The organism is Rhodococcus sp. Ni2 (genome assembly GCF_021352185.1).
GTDB classification, from domain to species: domain Bacteria; phylum Actinomycetota; class Actinomycetes; order Mycobacteriales; family Mycobacteriaceae; genus Rhodococcus_F; species Rhodococcus_F qingshengii.
The window spans coordinates 1,399,128-1,424,470 of sequence record NZ_WOXZ01000002.1 but is presented as its reverse complement, the minus strand read 5'-3'; the positions used below and the strand labels follow the sequence as shown (position 1 = coordinate 1,424,470).

Below are 25,343 nucleotides of genomic sequence, written 5' to 3'. Positions count from 1 at the left end.
CGAGATAGTGTCAGGAATTCAGCGAGGCGGCAATCATCGGGCCGATCTCCTCCAGCCCCTCTGGCGTCATCATCGAAACATGGTTCACGCTTGCCTGACGAACATCGATTTCACCGTCGATCAGTGAACGCCAAGGTTCGACCCCATCGGCCTCAGTTTCATTGGATCCCACGAACAGCACTGGCCCCGTGCACGTGTCCGGTTCGTACTCACGTGTCAGCGCCGCGGTTCGCGCGATGCTGGAGAACAACCGCCTGATATCGCTGGCGTTAAGCCCGATAGCTCCGCCATTCACTGCAGTGAGGACATCACTGGCACAGTCGATCGATAGGTTCTCGAGGTCTTCGTCATCCGGAATGACGACGCCCAAGCCAGCAACTTCGTGTCTGACCATCGCCGCAAATGCTTCATCATCCAAGCTCAAGGGCGAGCCGTCCAAGATCACCAAGGCACTCACCTTCTCGCCGAGGGCTTCAAGCCTTGCCGCGATTCCATGCGCGACAACTCCACCGAACGACCAACCCAGAAGTCTGTACGGCCCCTGTTGTTGCACTGATCGGATCTCGGACACGTATCGATCTATGTAGTCGGTCAGTGCGGTCGCGAAAAAGTCCTCCTCGGTCAACGCTGGTGTCTGCAACCCGTAGAGCGGCACTGATCTGTCGACGAACGCGGCGAGAGGTGCGTACGGCCAGGCCAGCCCGACCATTGGGTGCACGCAGAACAGTGGAAGCTCAGATCCGCGTGCACGCAAGGGCAACGTGACAGCGAGTGCCGCATCAAGATCCAGTTCAAATCCAACGTGCATACCGGTTACCAACTTGTCGGACATCTCCGACACAGTCGAGCTGGTGAATAGCATGCGCAGCGGAACCTCAGCCGAAATCGCTTGGCCCAACTTCGCTGCCAACTGCGTGGCGATCAGGGAGTTTCCGCCCAATTCGAAGAAATCGTCATCGAGACCGACCCGATCGATACCGAGCAATTCTTCGAACACAGAAGCAACAAGTCGCTCGACCTCCGTCACCGGAGCCCGGAACACCGCAACCTCGAACACCGGCTCCGGCAACAACTTCCGATCCAACTTCCCCGAAGCATTGAGCGGAAACGCATCCAACACCATGATCTGCGACGGCACCATATACGACGGCAACACCACACCCAACGAATCCACCAGTGCCGCAGTATCAACCACCGCACCCGACGCCGGCACCACATACCCCACCAACTGATCACCGGTCACCGTCGACACCACAGCCACCGACGACACAGACACCGACACATCGGCCACCAACGCCGACTCGATCTCCCCCAACTCGATCCGCTGACCACGGAACTTCACCTGAAAATCGGTACGACCGATGTACTCGAGCTCACCCGACACACCCCACCGCACCAAGTCCCCCGTGCGATACATCCGCGAACCCACCCCACCGAACGGATTCGCCACGAACCGATCCGCCGACAAATCCGGACGAGAAACATACCCACGAGCCAACTGATCACCCGCAAGATACAACTCACCCGCAACACCCACCGGCACCGGACGCAACCGCGAATCCAACACGAAAACCTGCGAATTCCACTGCGGCACACCAATAGAAACCACACCACCATCGACGGCGCCCGTCACATCCGCGAACGTGATCGACACCGCAGCCTCGGTCGGGCCATACAAGTTGTGAACCCGCGCACCCGACACCACACCGAAATCACGCACCGCCTGCGCCGGCAACGCCTCACCGATGACGAACACATCACGCAACGAACCCAACAACTCCGCAGACACCGCACCCGCGAACACCGACAACATCGTCGGCACGAAGTCCGTCACCGTCACACCCTGATCAGCGATCACCGACGCCAAATACCCCGGATCCCGATGACCGTCATGCGTGGCCACCACCAACCGAGCACCCACCGCCAACGGCAAGAAGAACCCCCACAACGACACATCGAACGTCGTCGCAGTCTTCTGCAAATACACATCCGACCCAGTCAGAACATACTGACCCTGCATCCACGCCATCTGATTGACGATCGCCTCATGCGAAACCGCCACACCCTTCGGCTTCCCCGTCGACCCCGACGTGAAAATCACATACGCAGCATTCGAACCCCGAAGCGGCGCAACACGATCCACATCCAACACCGGCGCATCCGAGAACCCGGACACATCCAACTCGTCAATCAACACCACATCGAACTCACCCGGCAACACCACACCGTCACCAGCAGTGGACAACACACACACCGGCGCCGCAGTCCCGAGAATATGACCATTGCGCTCGACCGGATGATCCGGATCCAACGGCACATACGCCCCACCCGCAGCAACCACCGCATACATACCCACAACAAGATCAACCGACCGACGCATCGCCAACGCCACCAACGACTCCGGCCCCACACCCACCGAAACCAAATACCGCGCAAGGCGATTCACCCGAGACCCGAACTCCGCATACGACAGAGACTGCCCCTCGAACACCACCGCCACCGCATCCGGAGACGCCGCCACCTGCGCAACAAACCCGTCGAGCAACAAAGCACCAACAGTCAACTCGTGAACAGTGTCATTCCACCCCGCGAGCACCAACGAACGCTCAACAGAATCCAAAATGTCTATGTCACCCAAAACGGCCGACTGATCAGCAACGACGGCACCAAGGATCCGTCCGAACCGCTCCGCAAACGAGACAACCGTCGACTCGTCGAACAAATCCGTCGCATACGTGAACTGCGCCGCCATCCCCGCCGGGGCACCCGCCTCGTCAAACTGCTCGACCATGGTCAGCTGCAGATCGAACTTCGCCGCCACCGCAGTGGCATCGACACCCGCAACCCGCAGATCACCCAACTGCAACGCCGACTGCTCCATGTTCTGGAACGCCAACATCACCTGGAACAACGGACTCCGAGCCTGCGACCGCGCCGGATTGAGCACCTCCACCAACCGCTCGAACGGAACATCCGCATGCGCAAACGCCTGAAGATCAGCCTCCCGCACACCTGCGAGCAGATCGACGAAACTCTCCGAAGAATCCACCTCCGTCCGCAACACCAACGTATTGACGAACATCCCGATCAAATCATCGAGAACCTGCTCACCACGACCCGCCACCGGAGTACCGATCGCAATATCGGACGTCCCCGACAACCGCGCCAACACCACCGCCAACGCCGCATGCACCACCATGAACAACGACGAATTCGACTCACGAGCAACATCATTCAAACCAGCATGCACATCCGCACCCACCACGAACGAATGATCCGCCCCACGATTGGACGCCACCACAGGCCGCGGACGATCCGCCGGCAAATCCAACTGATCCGGCAACCCCGCCAACGCCGACTCCCAGAACCCGACCTGACGCGAAATCAACGACGACGGATCATCCTCGGACCCCAACACCTCACGCTGCCACAACGCGTAATCCGCATACTGCACCTCGAGCGGCGCCCACCCCGGCACCTCACCCCGAGAACGAGCCTCGTACGCCACCATCACATCACGCGTCAACGGCCCCATCGACACACCATCACCACTGATGTGATGAACCACCAACGCCAACACGAACTCCGACTCCGACACCGCGAACAACCGCGCCCGAACCGGAACCTCCACCGCCACATCGAAACCAGCCGACAAGAACTCCGTCACCGCACCAACGACATCGGACTCCGACACCACAACCGGCGACACATCCAACCGCACCCGATCCGCCGACAACACCTCCTGGAACCCGACACCGTCGACCTCCGGATACACCGTCCGCAAAATCTCATGCCGCGCAACAACATCCGACACAGCAGCCTGCAGAGCCGCCACATCCAACAACCCCGACAACCGAATCGCCACCGGAATATTGTTCGCCGACGACAACGTATCGAAACGGTTCAAGAACCACATCCGCTGCTGCGCCAACGACAACGGCACCCGCTCCGGACGCACCCGAGCCGTCAACGCCGCCCGCGCACCCGAACCGATCTCCGACTCCACCCGCGCAGCCAACAACTCCACCGACGACGCCTCGAACAACACCCGCACCGGAACCTGCGCATCGAGCGCCTGCCCCAACCGAGCCGCCACCCGAGTCGCAATCAACGAATTACCACCCAGCGCAAAGAAATCGTCATCCAGACCGACGCGCTCGACACCCAACACATCGCCGAACACCGACGCGACAATTTCCTGCACCGCTGTGACCGGCGCCCGAAACTCCGCTGCCTCGAACACCGGTGACGGGAGAGCCTTTCGATCCAACTTGCCCGACGCATTGAGTGGAAGCTCGTCGAGGACAAGAACCTTCGAGGGCACCATGTACGCCGGAAGCACGGCCCGGGCAGACTCCAGAACTTCCGACGCATCTACTGCAGTTCCCACGACATACCCGACCAGGCTGTCGCCGAACGTCGCATCGCTGTGCAGGACGACCACCGCATCTGCAACCGCCTCGTGCGAGATCAGAGCAGATTCGATCTCGCCGAGTTCGATACGCTGCCCCCGCAATTTGACCTGGAAATCCGACCGGCCGATGTACTCCAGCTCGCCCCGACCGTTCCACCTGACCAGGTCGCCGGTTCGATACAACCTACTACCGCCGCCTGATTCATGCTCTCCCACAACCACAAAGGGGTTGGCGACGAAACGCTCCGCCGTCAACGCCGCTCGGTTTCCGTATCCGCGACCGACACCGACACCGCCGACGTACAACTCACCGATCACGCCCGGCGGCACCATACCCAACGACCGATCCAGAACGAACAGATCCATGTTCGGCACCGGCGCACCGATCGGAACGCTGACGGTGTCATGCGCAGTCACCGCGTGGAACGAGACCACGTCCGACGCTTCCGTCGGGCCGTAGCTGTTCACCACGCGTACTCCGCCTGACAACAAACTGCCAAGACGATTAAGCCGGATCGACTCGCCTCCAAGGAACACAACATCGAGAACGCTCAAAGCAGAATCCTCGTCGGAATCCACCACGGCTTCGAACGCGCTCGGCGACATGTTCGCCACTGCAACGTCACCGTGCCCGACGCGAGCAACGATCGCATCCGGATCGAAACCGTCTGGGGCAAGCACTACGCTCCGACCGCTGCTCAACGCTGCCCAGACGTTCTTCTGCGTCAAGTCGAAACTCGGTGACGACGCGATCAATAGACCACCAGTTTCGGGCAACTCGCTGCGGTACCAGGCCACCGTGTTCTCGATGCCGGCCATCGGCACCAACGTCGGCTTCGGACGACCCGTCGAACCGGATGTCGAAATGACATACCCCAAGCGGTCCCCCGCACCGAGTTCACGCCATCGATCCGTCGGCCTCTCCACCATCGGCGAATCGCGCATGATGTTGTCGAGGACGATCACGTCCACCGCCAGATCGAGAGTCGTCGTACTCACCGCGCATCGGGCGCCGGTGTCGGCGATTATCGCTTCGATCCGATCCTGTGGGTACGACGGATCGATCGGCCCGTACGCAGCACCCGCCTTCCACGCCGCCAACATACCTACGACCCACTCGACCGACCTCGGCACGATCAACGCGACGACGTCATCCGGACCGACGCCGGCCGCCGTCAATCGCTCGGCCACCACGTTTGCGTAGGCGTCGAGCTGCCCATAGGTCAGCGCCTCGCCATCGCACTCGACGGCAAGAGAATCAGGCGTCCGCCCAACCTGTTCTTCGAACATCGCAGTCAAGGACGCGCCTGCCAACGCTGTGCGCCCACCAGCGGACCAGCTGAGAAGGTTGCTGCGCTCAGCAGCGGTAAGTACGTCGATATCACCCAACCGAACTGACGGATCAACAGTGATCTCAGCAAGGATGCGCCCGAACCTGCCGGCAAAGCCTGCCACCGTCGACTCGTCGAACAAATCCGTCGCGTACGTGAACTGCGCCGCCATCCCCGCCGGGGCACCCGCCTCGTCAAACTGCTCGACCATGGTCAGCTGCAGATCGAACTTGGCCGCCACCGTGTTGGCGTCGATTCCCGCAACTGTCAGATCGCCAAGTCGAAGCACCGACTGCTCCATGTTCTGGAACGACAGCATCACCTGGAACAACGGATTACGCGCCTGCGACCGCGCCGGATTGAGCACCTCCACCAACCGCTCGAACGGCAGATCTACGTGCGCAAACGCACCCAGATCGCCCTCACGAACCCGACCCAACAACCCCGAGAACGACTCCGAAGAATCCACCTCGGTCCGCAACACCAACGTATTGACGAACATCCCGATCAAATCATCGAGAACCTGCTCACCACGACCCGCCACCGGAGTACCGATCGCAATATCGGACGTCCCCGACAACCGCGCCAACAACACCGCCAACGCCGCATGCACCACCATGAACAAGGACGAATTCGACTCACGGGCAATTTTTTTCAAAGAATGATGCTCTGGCGCGTCGATAACGAAAGCGTGTTTGGCGCCACGATTGGACGCCACCGCCGGCCGCGGACGATCAGCCGGCAAATCCAACTGATCCGGCAACCCCGACAACGCCGACTCCCAGAAACCGATCTGACGCGAAATCAACGACCCCGCATCATCTTCCGACCCCAAAGTCTCCCGCTGCCACAACGCGTAATCCGCATACTGCACCGCCAACGGCGCCCACCCCGGCACCTCACCCCGAGAACGAGCCTCGTACGCCACCATCACATCACGCGTCAACGGCCCCATCGACACACCATCACCACTGATGTGATGAACCACCATCGCCAACACGAACTCCGACTCCGACACCGCGAACAACCGCGCCCGAACCGGAACCTCCACCGCCACATCGAAACCGGTCGACAAGAACTCCGTCACCGCACCAACGACATCGGACTCCGACACCACCACCGGCGACAAATCCAACCGCACCCGATCCGCAGACAACACCTCCTGGAACCCGACACCGTCGACCTCCGGATACACCGTCCGCAAAATCTCATGCCGCACAACAACATCCGACACCGCAGCGTCCAACGCCGCCACATCCAACAACCCCGACAACCGAATCGCCACCGGAATATTGTTCGCCGACGACAACGTATCGAAACGGTTCAAGAACCACATCCGCTGCTGCGCCAACGACAACGGCACCCGCTCCGGACGCACCCGAGCAGTCAACGCCGCCCGCGCACCCGAACCGATCTCCGACTCCATCCGCGCAGCCAACAACTCCACCGACGACGCCTCGAACAACACCCGCACCGGAACCTGTGCATCGAGCGCCTGCCCCAACCGAGCGGCCATTCGAGTAGCAATCAAAGAGTTTCCGCCGAGTGCGAAGAAGTCGTCATCCAGACCCACTCGCTCGACCCCGAGTACCGCCGAGAAGACAGAAGCGACAATTTGTTCTACCGGCGTGACCGGGGCCCGGAACACCGCAACCTCGAACACCGGCTCCGGCAACAACTTCCGATCCAACTTCCCAGACGAGTTCAGAGGCAACTCGTCCAAGACCATGATCGCGTTCGGAATCATGTAGACAGGTAGCGATTCAGGAAGCGCATTCCTCAAGACTTCTACGTCGATCACAGAATCCGGGACCGCGATCACATATGCGACCAGCTGATCGCCCATATCGGTGGATGCCACAGTGACCACACACTGAGCTACCGTCGAATGCGCCAGCAGAGCTGACTCGATCTCACCCAGTTCGATCCTCTGACCACGGAATTTGACCTGAAAATCGGTACGCCCGACATACTCGAGTTCGCCTGCGGTGTTCCACCACACCAGGTCCCCGGTGCGATACATCCGACTGCCACCGGGATTGATTTCACCGTTCGTGTCGCTCGCCTCCACAAATGGGTTCGCGACAAAACGATCACTGGTGAGATCGGGTCGCGCGACGTAACCGCGCGCCAGTTGATCACCGGCCAGATACAGCTCACCCGCAACGCCTACCGGCACCGGCTGCAACCGACTGTCCAACACGTAGACCTGCGAGTTCCACTCGGGCACCCCGATCGGAATCCCTGTTGATTCCGATCCATCGACCTCGTAGTAGGTGATCGAGACCGCAGCCTCGGTTGGGCCGTACACATTGTGCAGGCCTGCAGACGACACCTGAGCGAATGCACGCACCGTCTCGACCGGCAATGCCTCACCGATCACGAATACGTCCCTCAGTGACACCAATGCGTGTTCCGGAACCGAAGTCGCGAAGACGGTCAACATCGATGGAACGAAGTCCGTCAGCGTCACCCGATGATCTTCGATCAGACGAGCCAGATACGCGGGATCTCGATGGCCGTCGTGAGATGCCAGCACCACTCTCGTACCGGACAAAAGCGCAGTGAAGTATCCCCACAACGAGACGTCGAATGTCGTAGCAGTCTTTTGTAAATAGACGTCTTCTGGGCCGATGGCGTACTGATCCTGCATCCACAGGACCTGGTTCACGATGGCGTGATGCGACACCGCAACGCCTTTGGGCTTGCCCGTGGAACCCGAGGTGAAGATCACGTAGGCGGCATTCACATCATGCAGACGACCGCGACGATCAGCATCGGAAACGACTGAAGCCGAGTAGCTCGAAAGATCGACACCGTCGATCAACAGCACGTCGGCGCCGTTCGGCGCTACGAAAGCATCCCGCGTCGTCGACAGCACACAGACCGGATCGGCCGTCGTGAGGATGTGCCCGATCCGCTCGGCCGGGTGATCAGGATCCAAGGGCACGTAGGCTCCGCCCGCGGCGATCACCGCGTACATACCCACTACGAGATCGAGCGATCGACGCATCGCCAAGGCCACCAACGATTCGGGCCCGACCCCGTTGTCGATCAGCTTGCGTGCCAACTTGTTCACACGTTCCGACAACTCGCCATAGGTCAGCGACTGGCCGTCGAACACCACGGCAACAGCATCGGGTGCCAACGCAACGCGGGTGTCGAACAGCGAAGCCAACGTCTCGCTGTTCTCAACGTCATGCGCGGTGGAGTTGCGCGCAATCAACAGCGACTCGCGCTCGGCCTCCTCCAACAGTTCGATGTCACCCACGGTGATCGACGGATCCACGACCACCTGCTCGAGGATCCTGGTGAACCGATCGGCAAATCCACGAATGGTCGACTCGTCGAATAGGTCTGTGGCGTATGCGAACTCGGCGAACATGCCAGATTCGTGCGTATCTTCGATGCGAGGAGCGAGGGTCAGTTGAAGGTCGAATTTCGCGATACCCGCGTCGAACTCGAGACCCGACACCTCCAAACCTGAAAGCTCCAACGCATCCTGCGACATGTTCTGGAAGAACAGCGCGACCTGGAACAGCGGGTGATGTGCCTGCGATCGGGTGGGATCGAGCACCTCGACCAACCGCTCGAACGGAACATCGCCGTTGCCGAGCGCCTGAAGGTCTGTCCTCCGCGTTGCCGAGACGAGCGCACTGAACGAACTGGCGAGGTCAACAGGAGTCCGCAGGACCAGTGTATTCACGAACATACCGATCACATCGTCGAGCGCCTTTTCGCCTCGCCCTGCAACCGGGGTACCGATCACGATGTCACTGGTACCGGACAACCTTGCGAGAAGCACGGCGAGGGCCGAATGCATCACCATGAACAGCGACGCGTTCCGCTCGCGTGCAAGTGAGTCCAAGCTCGACCGAAGCTCTTCACTGACGGAGAAGCGGTACGTAGCGCCACGATTCGAGGCGACGACCGGGCGGGATCGGTCAGCTGGTAACGCAAGCACTTCCGGAGAGTCGCGGAGGACGGAGCGCCAGTGGTCCAGCTGAGCCGAGATCAACGAATTCGGGTCGTCCTCGTCGCCGAGGACCTCCCGCTGCCAGAGTGCATAATCGGCGTACTGCACCTCGAGCGGAGTCCAATTCGTAACGCCATTCGAAACCCGAGCGGCGTAAGCAACCATGACATCCCGAGTCAACGGACGCATCGAGAACCCGTCCGCTGCGATGTGATGCATAACGAAGGCGAGAACAAATGCGTCCGCCCCCACCTCGAACAACTGCACACGGAACGGTACCGACATTGTCACATCGAACCCTGCCAGAGCGAGCGTCAGCAGTGCCTCTTCGATCCGAGTTCCGCCCAGAGTGACTGGGGTGAGATCAAAAGATACCTCTGAGGCAGGCAGAATCACCTGCTGACCTTGCCCACCCGCCTCGGGGTAGATCGTCCGTAGCGATTCGTGCCGATCCACCACATCCGATACGGCCAACTGCAGTGCCGACAGATTCAACTGGCCACTCAAACGCAGCGCAATCGGAATATTGTTGACGGCCGATTCGGGGTCGAAGCGGCTCAGGAACCACATGCGCTGCTGAGCAAGTGACAACGGAATCGTCGTGGGGCGAGGTCCTGCGACTAGTGCCGGAATGTTCCCGGAACTGACGTGTGACGAGATCGCCGCCGCCAGCGACTCTACATTCGAATTTTCGAACAGGACCCTCACGGGGATCGTCGTATCGAGCGCTCGCCCGAGCCTGGCGACCAATCGTGTGGCTACGAGCGAATTACCACCCAAAGCAAAGAAATCATCATCCAACCCGACACGCTCGACCCCCAGAACGTCGGCAAAGACGCCCGCTACCGCCAACTCCGTATCAGTTGCGGGTGTTCGATACTCCCGCACCTCGAATACTGGCTCCGGCAACGCCTTCCGATCCAACTTACCGTTCACCGTCAGCGGAAGCTCCTCGAGCACCACCACAGCATCCGGAACCATGTACCCGGTCAGGAACTCGCTCACCCTCGTCGACACAACGGAAGCAGCAAGATCCATGCCAGCCTCGGGGACCACATACCCCACAAGACGATCACCGAGCGCAACATCCGAGCGCACAACCGCCACAGCGCCAGCCACCCCAGGCACACGCAACAACGCAGCCTCGACCTCGCCGAGTTCAATCCGGAACCCACGCAACTGAATCTGCGAATCACTTCGGCCCGCGTACTCGAGCACCCCGTCGACACTCCACCGCGCAATATCACCTGTCCGGTACATCTGATCACCGGAACCGCTGCGGCCGAACGGGTTCGCAACAAAACGACCAGCAGTCAACCCGGGCTGGCCCACATACCCACGCGAAAGCTGACCACCAGCGACATACATTTCGCCTCGAACACCCACCGGCACAGGACTAAGTCGATCGTCGAGTACGAACACCGACAATCCACCAAGGCCACGGCCGATCACCGAACCACTCGCCTCACGAACCATCACCGAATCGAGTGCCGAGAACGACACATGCACAGTGGTCTCGGTGATCCCGTACATGTTCACCAATCGCGGCGAACTATCGTCATGACGGTCATACCAACGCACCAATTGAGACAAATCCAGCGCCTCACCGCCGAAGATCACATGACGCAACGACAACGAACCGGCCGAATCGCCAGCCATCCGATCCGCCTCGGCGAACTGATAGAACGCCGAAGGAGTCTGATTGAGCACTGTCACTCGCTCCCGCACAACCAACTCACGGAACTGCTCCGGCGAGCGAGAAGTCAGGTAATCCACCACCACAACAGTGCCGCCGTACAACAGCGGGCCCCACAACTCCCACACCGAGAAATCAAACGCGTAACTGTGGAACAACGTCCACACGTCCGAACCATCGAAACCGAACCGCGGCTGAGCATTCGCAAACAACTCCACCACATTCCGATGACTGACCGCCACACCCTTCGGCTTCCCAGTCGAACCGGACGTATAGATCACGTAGGCAATATCGTCGGCACGCAACGCAGAACGACGATCACCGTCCGACACCGGCGAACCGTCGTAATTCGCCAAGTCCAACGCCATCACGTCAAGAACTGGCACCTCGACATCGACGACATCACCTGCAGCGACGACGCACACAGGACGCGCGTCCCCCAACGTATAAGCGATTCGCTCTGCCGGATACGTCGGATCAATCGGAAGATAGCCACCACCGGCCTTCACAACAGCCAACAACGTGACAACCAACTCGACCGACCGCGGCAAGATAACCGCCACCAACGACTCCGGACCAACACCCGACTCGATCAGCTTGCGCGCCAACCGATTTGCCGCCTCATCCAGCTCGCCGAACGACAACCGGCGACCCTCGAACACCACGGCAGTCGACGAAGCCTCACCCACAACCCTCGCGTCGAACATCGAAACCAACGTCGTGCCGGGCTCGACCTCGACACCAGGAACCATCCAAGAATCCAAAACGTCCGAACGCTCGGCAGCATCGAGCAAATCGATATCACCGACCACCACCGTGGCATCCGCTGCAATCGCTTCAAGAATCACAGTCAACCGACCGGCGAAAGATTTCACCGATGCCTCGTCAAACAAATCCGTCGCATAAACGAGTGCCACGCTCAGGCCCCCTGACGCAGCAGTCGCGTCGGACTCCCAGATCGTGAACTGCAAGTCGAATTTGGCTGTCGCCGAATCGACATCGAGCCCAGAGATGATCAATCCCGGTACCTCGAGGCTGCTTTGCGTGCTCTGCCCAAGATTCTGCATAGAGAGCATCACCTGAAACAGCGGATTCCTCGACTGCGATCGCGAGGGATTGAGCACCTCCACCAACCGCTCGAACGGAACGTCCGAGTTACCGAATCCATCGAGATCGATATCTCGAACCCGGGCGATCAAGTCGATGAAAGACATGTTGACGTCAACATCTGTGCGGAGCACGAGCGTATTGACGAACATCCCGATGAGGTCATCGAGAGCTTGATCGCCTCGACCGGCGACCGGAGTGCCGATCGCAATGTCCGAAGTCCCCGACAACCGCGCCAGCAGAATCGCCACGGCACTGTGCAACACCATGAACAGAGATGCGTTGTTGTCGAGCGCAATTCGATTGAGAGCCTGGTGGAGATCCGGCTCGATCGTGAATGTGTGCCCGGCTCCCCGGTTCGACGCGACGCGCGGGCGCGGGCGGTCCGACGGAAGATCGAGCTGATCGGGGATACCGGCCAATGCGTGGCGCCAGTAGTCGACCTGGCGAGTGATCAGAGAATCCGGGTCGTCCTCACTGCCGAGAACCTCGCGCTGCCACAGTGCAAAGTCGGCGAACTGTACGGGCAGCGGAGCAAGATCGTGCGAAATTCCCTGTGTCCGAGACACATAAGACGAAACGATGTCCTTGGTCAACGGTCCCATGGAGAACCCGTCACCGCTGATGTGATGGACGACGAACACGAGGACGAATTCGTCGGCGGCGAATTGGAAGAGTGCCGCCCGAATCGGAACCTCGGTGGTCACGTCGAATCCCGGAGTCACGAAGTCGGTCACGCGCTCGACGATCGCCGACTCGTCCACCCGTATGGGAGTCAGGTTCGGTACCACGGCTGCAATGTCGACCAGGCGCTGATATCCGACGCCGTCGACCTCCGGGTACACAGTCCGAAGGATCTCGTGCCGCTCGATCAAATCCTCGAGTGCGCCTTGCAACGCATCGACATCGAGCGCTCCGCTGAGCCGCAGCGCGACCGGAATATGGTCGACTGCCGATTCTGGTTCGAATCGATTGAGGAACCACATGCGCTGCTGTGCCAAAGACAGCGGAACCAACTCGGGGCGCTCGCGAGGGATCAGGGGAACGTGAGCCTTGCGGTCTTCTGAGATTTTCGCTTCGTCGATGAAGACGGCAAGTTCTGCGGCGGTGGGTGCGTCGAAGAAGTTGCGCATGTCGATGGCGATGCCGTGTTCGGCATTGATCCGCGCAACCACGCGAGTGGCGAGCAACGAGTTGCCGCCCAGTTCGAAGAAGCCGTCATCTGCCCCTACCCGATCCTGCCCGAGCAGATCGGCAAAGATCGCGACCACACCGGCTTCGGTGGGTGTCGCGGGCTCGCGATACTCAACCGTCTTCGACGCGAATTCGGGTGTGGGCAAAGCCTTTCGATCCAGTTTGCCGCTGGCGTTGAGCGGAAACTCGTCCAGTTCGACGAACATGGCAGGGATCATGTAGTCGGGTAGCCGTTCGCCAAGCGACGACGTCAGATTCTCAGAATCGATACCCTCGGCGACGATGTAGGCCACCAAGTTGTCACCGATCGTTTCGTCCGAATGGACGATCACCACGGCTTGGGAAACACCTTCGCAATCGAGCAGTGCCGCCTCGATCTCACCGAGCTCGATGCGCAGACCGCGGAGCTTGACCTGAAAGTCGGTGCGACCGATGTATTCGAGCTGACGGTTCGCTCCGGCACCGCGCCAGCGCACCAGGTCTCCGGTTCGGTACATCCGGGATCCGTCAGTAGCGCCGGGCCGCGCCACGAAGCGGTCTGCCGTGAGATCGGGACGCGACACGTATCCCCTGGCCAGCTGAATCCCGGCAAGATAGAGCTCTCCTGCTACACCCGACGGCGAGGGCCGCAGCGCATCGTCGAGCACCAGGAGCTCGGTGTCCGCAACTGCTGCACCGATCGGCACCGACACCTGATCCTGCTCGCCGGTTTCGTAATAAGTCACGTCGACGGCGGCTTCGGTCGGGCCGTACAGGTTGTGGAGTCCAGCGCTGCTGACCTCGCGCAGACGTGCCGCCGTTCGAGCCGGCAACGCCTCACCGGAAGCGAACACGTAGCGAAGGGTTTTGACCTGCGCAACAAGGGGTTCGGCGACGAACACGGCGAGCATCGACGGCACGAAGTGCACCGCCGTCACTCCGCGCTCGATCATCGTGCGAGCCACGTACACCGGATCACGATGTCCGTCGGGTTCCGCGATCACCAGCGATGCACCGACCTGCAGCGGCCAGAAGAACTCCCACACGGACACATCGAAAGTGAAGGGTGTCTTCTGCAAGATCACGTCGTCGGCAGTGAATCCGTACTCGGTCTGACGCCATTGCAGGTTCGCGACGATGGCACGGTGAGAGACTGCAACGCCTTTGGGGCGTCCGGTCGATCCGGACGTGAAGATGACATACGCAGTGTTGTCCGCGCGCAGCGGCGCCAACCGGTCGGCGTCGGTGACAGTTGTCTCGGCACGACCCGACAAGTCGAGGGTGTCGACGTCGAGCGTGGGCGTACCGTGCGGCAGCACCACGGCATCGGACGTTCGTGTGAGCACAGCCGTGGGCTTCGCGATCTCGAGTACGTAAGCGAGACGGTCGGCAGGATGATCCGGGTCGAGTGGAACGTACGCGCCGCCGGCCTTGACGATCGCGTACATCGAGACGAGGAGATCGATCGATCGACGCATCGCGAGACCGACGAGGCTGTCCGGTCCGACACCTGCCGCGACGAGTTCACGGGCCAGACGGTTCGCCCGCGCGTCGAACTGCGCGTAAGTGAGCTGCGTTCCGGCGTAATCCAGCGCGAGCGCATCCGGCGTCCGCTCGACCTGCTCGTCGAAGAGTCCTGCGAGGGTCACGTGTGCATCGGACTCCGACGCGACCTCCACGATCGAAGTGCCGTCGGTGATGAGACGGTCGACCACCGCGCCGAGACCGTCGGCCTCGCTGCCGATCAGCTCTGGCAGCACCGTGGAAACGACAACAGGAACCAGGGCATCCGCCCCCAATGCCCCACCCATCGCGGTGTCGAGAGTGACCATCTCGTCATTGAGTCGTCCGTAGCTGATTTCGGTTCCACCGTGGCTCAGAGCCACACGATCAGGATCTACCGCCGCAACTGCAGCCACCAACTTCGGCAGATCTTCGATCGTCAGCGACTGCGGTCCCGGAATACCGACGGACATCTACACTTCCTCCAACTGACTTTCGTGAAGTGCGCCCCGGTCGAGCACAGCGTTCTGCTCGGCCGGAGGCGTTCACTGGGCAAATACTGAATGTTACCCGGCCGTACCCCCACGGCCCGCTGACACCGACTGTGCGTCAGCTATCACCGAGCTCACAAGTGTGGCGAGACCGTCGACGCCAAGTGCCGGCAGGATGCCCGGAACAAGTCCGGCGAGCGACACAGAAACCAGAGCATCGGGGGCGAGAGCAGCCCCCATGGCGGTACGCATGGCAACGAGCTTGGTCGACAACTCACCGAAGGTGACAGCCTGATCACCGTGGGTGAACGCAATTGCCTCAGGATCGGCGGCCGCCGCTGCGGCTGCCAGTTCGGGTAGGTCCGCCGCGGACTTCGGCTCGGCAGCGCTCGCTTCCTCGCGTTCCTGCTCGGTCACGATGTCGATCGTGCGAATCACGACCCCGGGATCGGTCACCAGTTCTTCGAGCACCCGCCCGAATCGCGCCGCAAAAAGCGCGATGGTCGATTCGTCGAACAGGTCGGTCGCATAGGTGAAACGCATCCTCAGCCCGGACAGCACCCCGGCATCGTCGAATTGCTCGATACCGGTGAGCTGCAGATCGAACATCGCCTGGTCGAAACCGTTGTCGACCGCAGAGAGCTCGAGGCCCGGGAGCTGGAACGTACCGAGAGCCATGTTCTGGAAGGTGAGCATGACCTGGAAGAGCGGCGAGTATGCGTGAGAGCGCTCTCGCCCCAGTTCGTCGACCAACCGCTCGAACGGTACGTCGGCATTGGCGAATGCCGACAAGTCCTTGTCCTTCACGTGTGCCAGAACGTCGACGAACGTCGAAGCAGGCGCGATCTCCGTTCGCAAGACCAACGTGTTGACGAACATCCCGACAAGATCGTCGAGCGCCCGCTCACCTCGACCCGCGATCGGCGTACCGATTGCGATGTCGTTCGATCCACTCATCTTCGCCAACAGCACGGCCAGGGCAGTGTGAACCACCATGAAGACTGTCGAGTTCTGCTCCCGTGCGATCGTCGCGAGCCGGTCCGTGGTCTCGGAATCGACGGCAAACTCGAATTCCGCACCGCGCATGCTGGCCCGCGCCGGCCGCGGCCGGTCGGTCGGCAGTTCCAGAAGCTCCGGAGTGCCCTTGAGCTCGTTCACCCAGTACGCGAGTTGACGGCCCAGCTGACTGTCCGCGTCCTCCGGCGATCCGAGGACATCACGCTGCCACAGCGTGTAGTCGGCGTACTGCACCTCGAGCGGAGCCCACTCCGGGGTCTCCCCGCCGGTACGTGCGGTGTACGCAACCATGGTGTCTCTGATCAACGGAGCCATCGAGAAGCCGTCACCGCTGATGTGGTGAATGACAACGACGAGGACCCGCTCGGATTCGTCGACCTCGAAGAGACGGATTCGCAACGGAACGGCTGTCGTGACATCGAAGCCCTCGCGAACTGTGTCAGCCACCTGCTCGGCGACCGACGCTTCGTCGGTTGCGATCACTTCCAGTCCCACCGCCGCTGCGGAGCGAGGCAGGATCATCTGAACCGGTCCGTTGCCCCGGTCCGGGTATACCGTCCGGAGCACTTCGTGACGCTCGATCAGATCCGACACCGCTGAGTGAAGTGCGTCGACATCGAGTGCGCCGGACAGCCGGATCGCGACGGGGATGTTGTACGCACCCGAGGTCTTGTCGAACTGATTGAGCACCCACATACGTTGCTGCGCCAACGACAGCGGAATCTCGTGCGGACGCACCTGAGCCACCAACGGTGGGCGGCCACCAGATCCCGCGTGTTCGAGAACCCTCGACGCCAATGCCCCGACAGTCGACGCCTCGAAGATCACGCGGACCGGAATCTGCGCGTCCAACGCCTCACCCAGCCTCGACACGACCTGCGTCGCGACGAGAGAGTTTCCGCCGAGCTCGAAGAAGTCGTCGTCGAGTCCGACCCTCGCCACACCGAGTACGTCAGCGAACACACCCGCCACGATCTCTTCGACGGGGTTGGTCGGCGCACGGAATTCGGTCGCCTCGAATTCGGGGTCGGGCAGGGCTTTGCGATCGACCTTGCCGTTGATGTTGAGCGGTAGTTCGTCCAAGACCATCAATGCCGCCGGCACCATGTAACTCGGCAACTCAGCCACAAGAGTCCGCTTCAAGGTTTCGACATCGATGCTTTCCCCGCTTTGAGGAACGACGTAGCCGACAAGTCGATCACCGATACGCGCATCCGACTTGGCCACCACCACAGCGGAGTCCACGCTGGCCTGCTTGCGAAGAAGCGCTTCGATCTCACCGAGTTCGATGCGGTAGCCACGGATCTTGACCTGGAAGTCGGCGCGCTCCACGTAGTCGAGTTCGCCGTTCTCCGTCCACCGGACGAGGTCGCCCGTGCGGTACAACCGCGAACCCGCGTCACCGAAGACGTTGGCCACAAATCGTTCCGACGTCAGATCCGCGCGACCGTGATAGCCGCGAGCAAGCTGGGCACCGGCGAGGTAAAGCTCCCCGGTGACTCCGACGGGGACCGGATGCAAACGCGTGTCGAGCACGAACACCTGCGTGTTCCATTCGGGGGCACCGATCGGCACCGAGGTCGTATCGTCCGAACCGACGACGTGCGCTGTCACCGAGACGGCGGCTTCGGTCGGACCGTACAGATTCACCAACTGCGCGTCGCTGAGTTCTGCGAACTCGGTCGCGGTCGCGGCCGGCAACGCTTCACCGATCGCAAGCACCTGACGAAGTGATTCCGGAAGGCCATTTTCCGATGCCGACTGCAACATCGCGAGCATCGACGGCACCACGTGGAGCGTCGTGATCTTCTCCCGGGTCATCAGGTCGAGCAGGTAGCTCGGGTCCTTGTGACCTTCGGGTTCGGCAATCACCAGTCGTGCACCGGAAGTCAGTGCCGACCAGAACTCCCAGACCGAGAGGTCGAACGTTGCCGCGGTCTTGAGCACCATCGCATCGGATCGGTCCAGGCTGTACTGATCGCGCTTCCAGAGAATCTGGTTGACCACCGCCTGATGCGAGATCGCGACGCCCTTCGGTCGCCCCGTCGATCCCGACGTGAAGATCACGTAGGCGGTGTTGCCCACTCGCAGTGGAGCAATCCGATCCGCATCGGTAACCGTCGCTTCCGCGTAGGACGCGAGATCGATCGTGTCCACCTCGATCACGGAATCACCGAACGCCGGATTCTTCGCAGTGGTCGAGGCAGTGAGGACGCAGACCGGATCTGCCATGGTCAACACGTACTCGATGCGGTCCGCCGGGTGGTTCGGATCGATCGGTACGTATCCACCACCTGCCTTCACCACCGCGTACATGGCGACCAGCAGTTCGACCGATCGCTCGATTGCCAACGCGACCAACGACTCCGGACCGACACCGGTTGCAATCAGATGGCGTGCGAGACGGTTCACACGTGCATCGAACTCGGCGTAGGTCAGCGACGTGTTCCCTGCGATCACTGCCACCGCACCCGGGTTCGAACCGACCTGCTCGTCGAACAGTTCGACCAGAGTGACTCCCGGGACGGAGTGATCGGTCTCGTTCCAGCGGTTCAGGATCCGGTCGCTCTCGGACGAATCCAGCAGCGCGAAGTCGCCGACGGTCAACGACGGATCGGACGCGATCTCCGCGAGCAATCGCACGAATCGATCGGCGAAGTCCTGCACGGTCGACTCGTCGAACAGATCATGCGCGTAGCTGAACATCGACGTGATGCCGGCTGCAGATCCGTTCGCGTCGTACCGATCACTGACGATCAACTGAAGATCGAACTGCGCGACCCCGTTGTCGATATCGACGCCCTTGACGGTGAGCCCCGGAAGCTCGAGCCCTCCGGTTTCCATGTTCTGGAAGAGGAAGCCGACCTGATAGAGCGGATGACGAGCGGTCGAACGCGGTGGGTTGAGCACCTCCACGAGTCGCTCGAAAGGAACGTCCGAATGTGCAAATGCTTGAAGGTCGGTCTCCCTGACACGTCCGAGCAGGTCGAGGAACGGCGTGCCGCTGTCGATCTGCGTACGGAACACCAAGGTGTTCACGAACATGCCGATGAGATCGTCGAGTGCCCGCTCACCACGTCCTGCAATGGGTGTACCCACCGCGATGTCCTCGGTTCCGGACAGTCGAGCCAACAACATCGCGAACGCAGTGTGCGTGAGCATGAACAGCGTCGAATTATTTGCCCTGGCAAGACCGCTCAACCGAGCATGCAACTCTGCATCGATATCGAAGTGCAGGTAACCGCCGCGGAAGGACTGCGTCGCGGGGCGCGGCCGGTCGGCGGGAAGTGCAAGCTGATCAGGCAGCCCGGCAAGAGCATTGCTCCAGTACGCAATCTGCTGCGAAGCAATAGATCCCGCGTCTTCCTCACTGCCCAGCACCTCTCGCTGCCACAGGCTGTAGTCGGCGTACTGAACGTCGAGAGGAGCCCAGGACGGTGTGTACCCGGCAACCCGCGAGGCGTATGCGGTCACGACATCCCGAGCGAACGGTGCCATCGAGGAACCGTCGGCGGAAATATGATGAATCGCGACACCGAGTACGTATTCGTCGGAAGCCAACTGGAACAACCGGATACGAATCGGAATCTCGCGTGTGACGTCGAAGCGCGTCGACGCCAGCGCGACCAACTCACCTTCGAGTTCGTCCACGCCAGTCGGTTCTGCGACGATTTCGTCCGACCAACTCGACACGGGCTTGACGACCTGCACCGGACCGTCTCCGATTTCCGGGTAGACGGTTCGAAGTGATTCGTGCCGCCCGATCACATCAGAAATCGCCGCGCTCAGCGCCGAGACGTCAAGATCGCCCTGAAGGCGCAGCGCCATCGGGATGTTGTATGCCGCTGCACTCCCGTCGAATCGGTTGAGGAACCACATACGCTGCTGCGCCAACGAAAGCGGAATCCGCTCTGGCCGCTCGACCGCGGTCAGCGCGACTCGCCCACCCGACCCGGTCCGGCTTTCGGCGTGCGCTGCGAGATCCTGCACCGTGGATGCTTCGAACAGAACTCGAACCGAAAGTTCGGTGTCGAGAGCATCGGCGATTCGTTTGATCGTGCGAGTGGCGTTGAGAGAGTTGCCGCCGAGCTCGAAGAAATCGTCATCGAGACCCACACGATCAACACCCAACACCTCGGCAAACACCGACGCAACGATCTCCTCCTCCGCCGTCACCGGAGCCCTAAACACCGCAACCTCGAACACCGGCTCCGGCAACAACTTCCGATCCAACTTCCCCGAAGCATTGAGCGGCAACGCATCCAACACCACAAACTGCGACGGCACCATATACGACGCCAACCGCTCCCCCACACCCACCTTCACCACATCAACATCAACCGAAGACCCCACCGCAGCAGTGACATACGCAACCAACTGATCACGCCACACCACCACCACAACAGAACCCACACCCACCTGATCCCGAACCGCAGCCTCGATCTCCCCCAACTCGATCCGCTGACCACGCAACTTCACCTGAAAATCACTACGACCGACATACTCGAGCTCACCCGACACACCGATCCACCGCACCACATCCCCCGTGCGATACATCCGCGAACCCACCCCACCGAACGGATTCGCCACAAACCGCTCCGCCGACAAATCCACCCGCCCGAAATACCCACGAGCGACCTGCACACCCGACAAATACAACTCACCCGCAACACCCACCGGCACCGGACGCAACCGCGAATCCAACACCAACACCGACGAATTCCACACCGGAGCACCCATCGGCACCACCACACCCACACCATCGAGCGGACCCGCCGCCGTCGCATGCACCGTGAACTCCGTCGGACCATACAAATTATGAACCTCAACCGACGGCAACACCGACAACACCCGACCCACCACCGACGCCGGCAACGCCTCACCCGCCGCGAAAATCACCCGCAACGAACCCAACCCACCACCACCGAGACGCGAAATCGTCGCCTCCGACGTGTCGACCAACTGATCGACGAACACCTCCAACATCGACGGCACAAACGAGACCATCGACACCGACTCCGCCGCCACCACCGACGCCAAATACCCCGGATCCCGATGACCGTCATGAGTAGCCACCACCAACCGAGCACCCACCGCCAACGGAACAAACAACTCCCACACCGACACATCGAACGTCACCGGAGTCTTGAGCAACACCACATCAGAACCCGACACCGCATAACGCTCCGCCAACCACGACACCTGATTGACCACACTGCGATGACTGACAGCCACACCCTTCGGCCGACCCGTCGACCCCGACGTGAAAATCACATACGCCGTATTCCCCGACCGCAACGGCGCAACCCGATCCACATCCGAGACAGGAGCATCCGAAAAACCAGACACATCAACAACATCAACCTCGACCACCGGCACCACACCAGCATCGAAACCAACATCAGAAGTACTGACCACACACACCGGCGACGCCGCCGCCAACACATACCCATTACGCTCCGCAGGCTGATCCGGATCCACCGGAACATACCCACCACCAGCCCTGAGCACACCGTAAACCGCAACCAACAAATCAACCGACCGACGAACCGCAACGCCCACCAACGACTCCGGCCCCACACCCACCGAAACCAAATACCGCGCAAGGCGATTCACCCGAGCATCGAACTCCGCATACGACAGAGACTGCCCCTCGAACGAGAGCGCTACCGCATCCGGAGACGCCGCCACCTGCGCAACAAACCCGTCCAACACCGACACACCCGCAACCTCACGAGCCGTGTCATTCCACCCCTCGAGCACCAACGAACGCTCAACAGAATCCAAAATATCAACGTCACCAACACGCACCGAAGGATCGGTGGCTACGGAGGAGAGCAGTCGAAGAACTCTGTCCAGCAACGCAGTTGCGTAGTCGGCATCGAAGAAGTCCGGTAGGTACCGCAGCGTCAAGTGCAACTGCTCGTCGAGTGCGATCAGCAGGGTCAACGGGTAGTTCGTGGAATCGTCCGAGGCGATGTCGTCGATCATCATTCCGTCGAGAACATCCGCCTGTGCGGCGAGGCCCTCACGGTCGACCGGGTACGACTCGAATACAACCAACGTGTCGAACAGTGTTCCGACGTCCGCTGCTTTCTGGACATCGGTCAAACCGAGATAGTGATGATCAAGCATTCTCGTCTGCTCGATCTGGACCCTGGCAACCAATTCTTCGACGGACTCCCCGGCGTCGAGGCGCACCCGCACGGGGAGGGTGTTGATGAACAACCCGACCATCGATTCGACGCCGGTGAGCGCCGGTGGCCGGCCGGACACTGTTGCACCGAAGACAACGTCGTCGGTTCCGGTCAACGCACCGAGCAGGACCGCCCACGCGCTCTGCACGATCGTGTTGGCGGTGACCCCGAGTCGTGCGGCCAGAGCGGTGAGCGCCGCGGTTGTCTCCGACGACATCGACACGTTCAGCTTCTGTGACAGCGCGGTGAATTCCTGTCCGCCTGTGACCTGAGCAAGCAGCGTCGGCTCTTCGACGCCGGAAAGCACATCCGCCCAGGCTGTGAGTGATCGATCACGATCCTGATCGACAAGCCACGCCAGGTAATTGCGATAGCTACGCACACGCGGAAGAACCGAGTCGTCACCACGCGTCGCGTACAGCGCCAACAGGTTCTGCAAGAGCAGTGGCACCGACCAACCGTCGAGAATAATGTGGTGATTCGCCACCACCAAGCGATAGTCCCCCTCCGCCATGGTGACGAAGGTGAACCGAATCAACGGCGGTGACGCCATGTCGAAGTGTGTCGCCTGGTCAGCCGTCAAAACTTCGTTCAGAGCTGCCTCACGGTCGACGGCCGCAATATCGCTGAGATCGATGTTCCGCCACGGGACTGGAACGTCTTCGAGGACTATCTGGACCGGCGTTCCGTCGTCGTCGGCCGTGAATGCCGTTCGCAGGTTCGCATAACGGTCGATGATTCCCTGTGCTGCAGTGCGCAAGCGGTCGGCATCCACCTTCCCGGACAGAGTGAGAATCATCTGCACCGAGTAGAGGTCGACGCTGGATTCTGCCAACATCGCGTGGAAGAGCAAACCGGACTGCAGCGGTGCCAGGGGCCAGATGTCGGTCACCGTACCGAATCGATTCTCGAAGCCGTCGATATCTCGTTGGCTCACGGAGACAAGCGGCACGTCGGACGGTGTGAGTCCACCGGCTCCGACGGAGCGAGAATGCTCCGCCAGGGCAGTCAGTGCTTCGACCCAAATCTGTGCAAATGTCTCGACACTCTCGCCGTCGATGGCACCGACGGGGTATGCGAAAGAGGCCTCCAGAACAGCACCGTCTGCGCCGTCGTTGACGATCGCATTGATGTCGACGACCTTGTTTGCGGGCATGTCGACGTCTTCGGGTGCCGACACGTTGGCGAAATCGCCGGCCGGCAGCCACCCGAGTCCCTCGACGCCTGCCGGAAGATCCTCGGCGACAACTCGTCCCAGGTAGTTGAAGCTGACCTGTCCCCCGGCGAAGCGAGAAAGCACTGCGCGCGTGTCTTCGTTCAGGTAGCGCAGCAGTCCGTACCCGACGCCCTTGTCCGGGATCGCCAGAAGCTGTTCCTTCACTGCTTTGATCGCGCGTCCCGCCGAATCACCTCCGGCGAAAGCGTCACCCAGATCTACCTCGGAAAGATCGAGACTGATCGGGAAGGCAGCGGTGAACCAGCCAACGGTCCTTGACAGATCCGCGCCAGGAATCACGGCTTCTTCGCGACCGTGGCCCTCGAGTTGCAGCAAAGCAGACGTCGAGTCGATTCCGGCTCGGCGACGCCACTCGATCAGCGCGAGTGCCAGTCCAGCGAGCAGGCCGTCGTTGGCGCCGCCGTTGAAAACCTCCGGCAGCGTGGTCAACAGAGTCTCCGTCACCTGAGTGGGGACCGTCACGCTTATCCGCTGAACCGTTGCCGCAACGTCGACGGCAGAGTCGTACGCCCTCTTACCCAGCACCGGGTCCGGTGTCTGCAACACCTTCCGCCACGTATCCAGCTCGGCCACACGCGAATCCCGATGGGCCTCTTCGGACAAAGCATGAGCCCAGCGTCGCATCGACGTACCGGTCGGCTCGAGAGCAACATCCCCCGTCGTTCCGGCTACATCCCCCGTCGCTCCGCTCGCCCCGGCCATCTGAGCCGCAGCCGACACCAGATCCGGAACGATGATTCGCCAGGAAACCCCGTCGACGATCAGGTGATGTGCAGCAATGATCAAGCGCCCGGTGCGAGTGGGACCGAAGTCGACCCACACGAACTGAACCATTACGCCGTCCGCCGGATTCAACCGGCCGAGAGCCTCGTCGAGGCCCTTGGAAGCCGTGAGAACAATTGTCGACTCGTCCGCAGCCGCGTCGACATCGACGCGGCTGAGCAGATCCTCGACGTCCACGGTTCCGGGCTCGGAGACCGACATCCCCCATCCGCGACCGTCGGAGATCAGCCGCGAGCGGAACATGTCGTGGTGGTCGACGACTGCAGCGAGTGTTCGCACGATGTCGGCTCGCTGCACTCCGAGTGGAAGCTCGAGAGTCATCGTCTGTGTGAATCGGTTGTAGCTGCCACCGCGCTCGACCATGAATCGTTCGATCGGCGTCAACGGCATCCAGCCGACTCCACCGCCCGGCAACTCC

The 25,343-nt window shown here is 61.0% G+C and carries 2 protein-coding genes (1 of these 2 only partly in view); both read right to left on the bottom strand.

Annotation, left to right across the window (positions count from 1 at the left end; translation table 11 throughout):
• Positions 1 to 10: 10 nt before the first annotated feature.
• Positions 11 to 15,673, bottom strand: a complete 15,663-nt coding sequence (locus tag GN300_RS20115) for a non-ribosomal peptide synthetase (RefSeq protein ID WP_233405672.1) — start codon at positions 15,671 to 15,673, stop codon at positions 11 to 13.
• Between the two features lie 93 nt (positions 15,674 to 15,766).
• On the bottom strand, positions 15,767 to 25,343 hold the end of the coding sequence (locus tag GN300_RS20110; RefSeq protein WP_374229176.1) for a non-ribosomal peptide synthase/polyketide synthase. It continues 19,196 nt past the right edge of the window; the window shows 9,577 of its 28,773 coding nt (coding positions 19,197-28,773); its start codon lies off the right edge, out of view; the stop codon is at positions 15,767 to 15,769.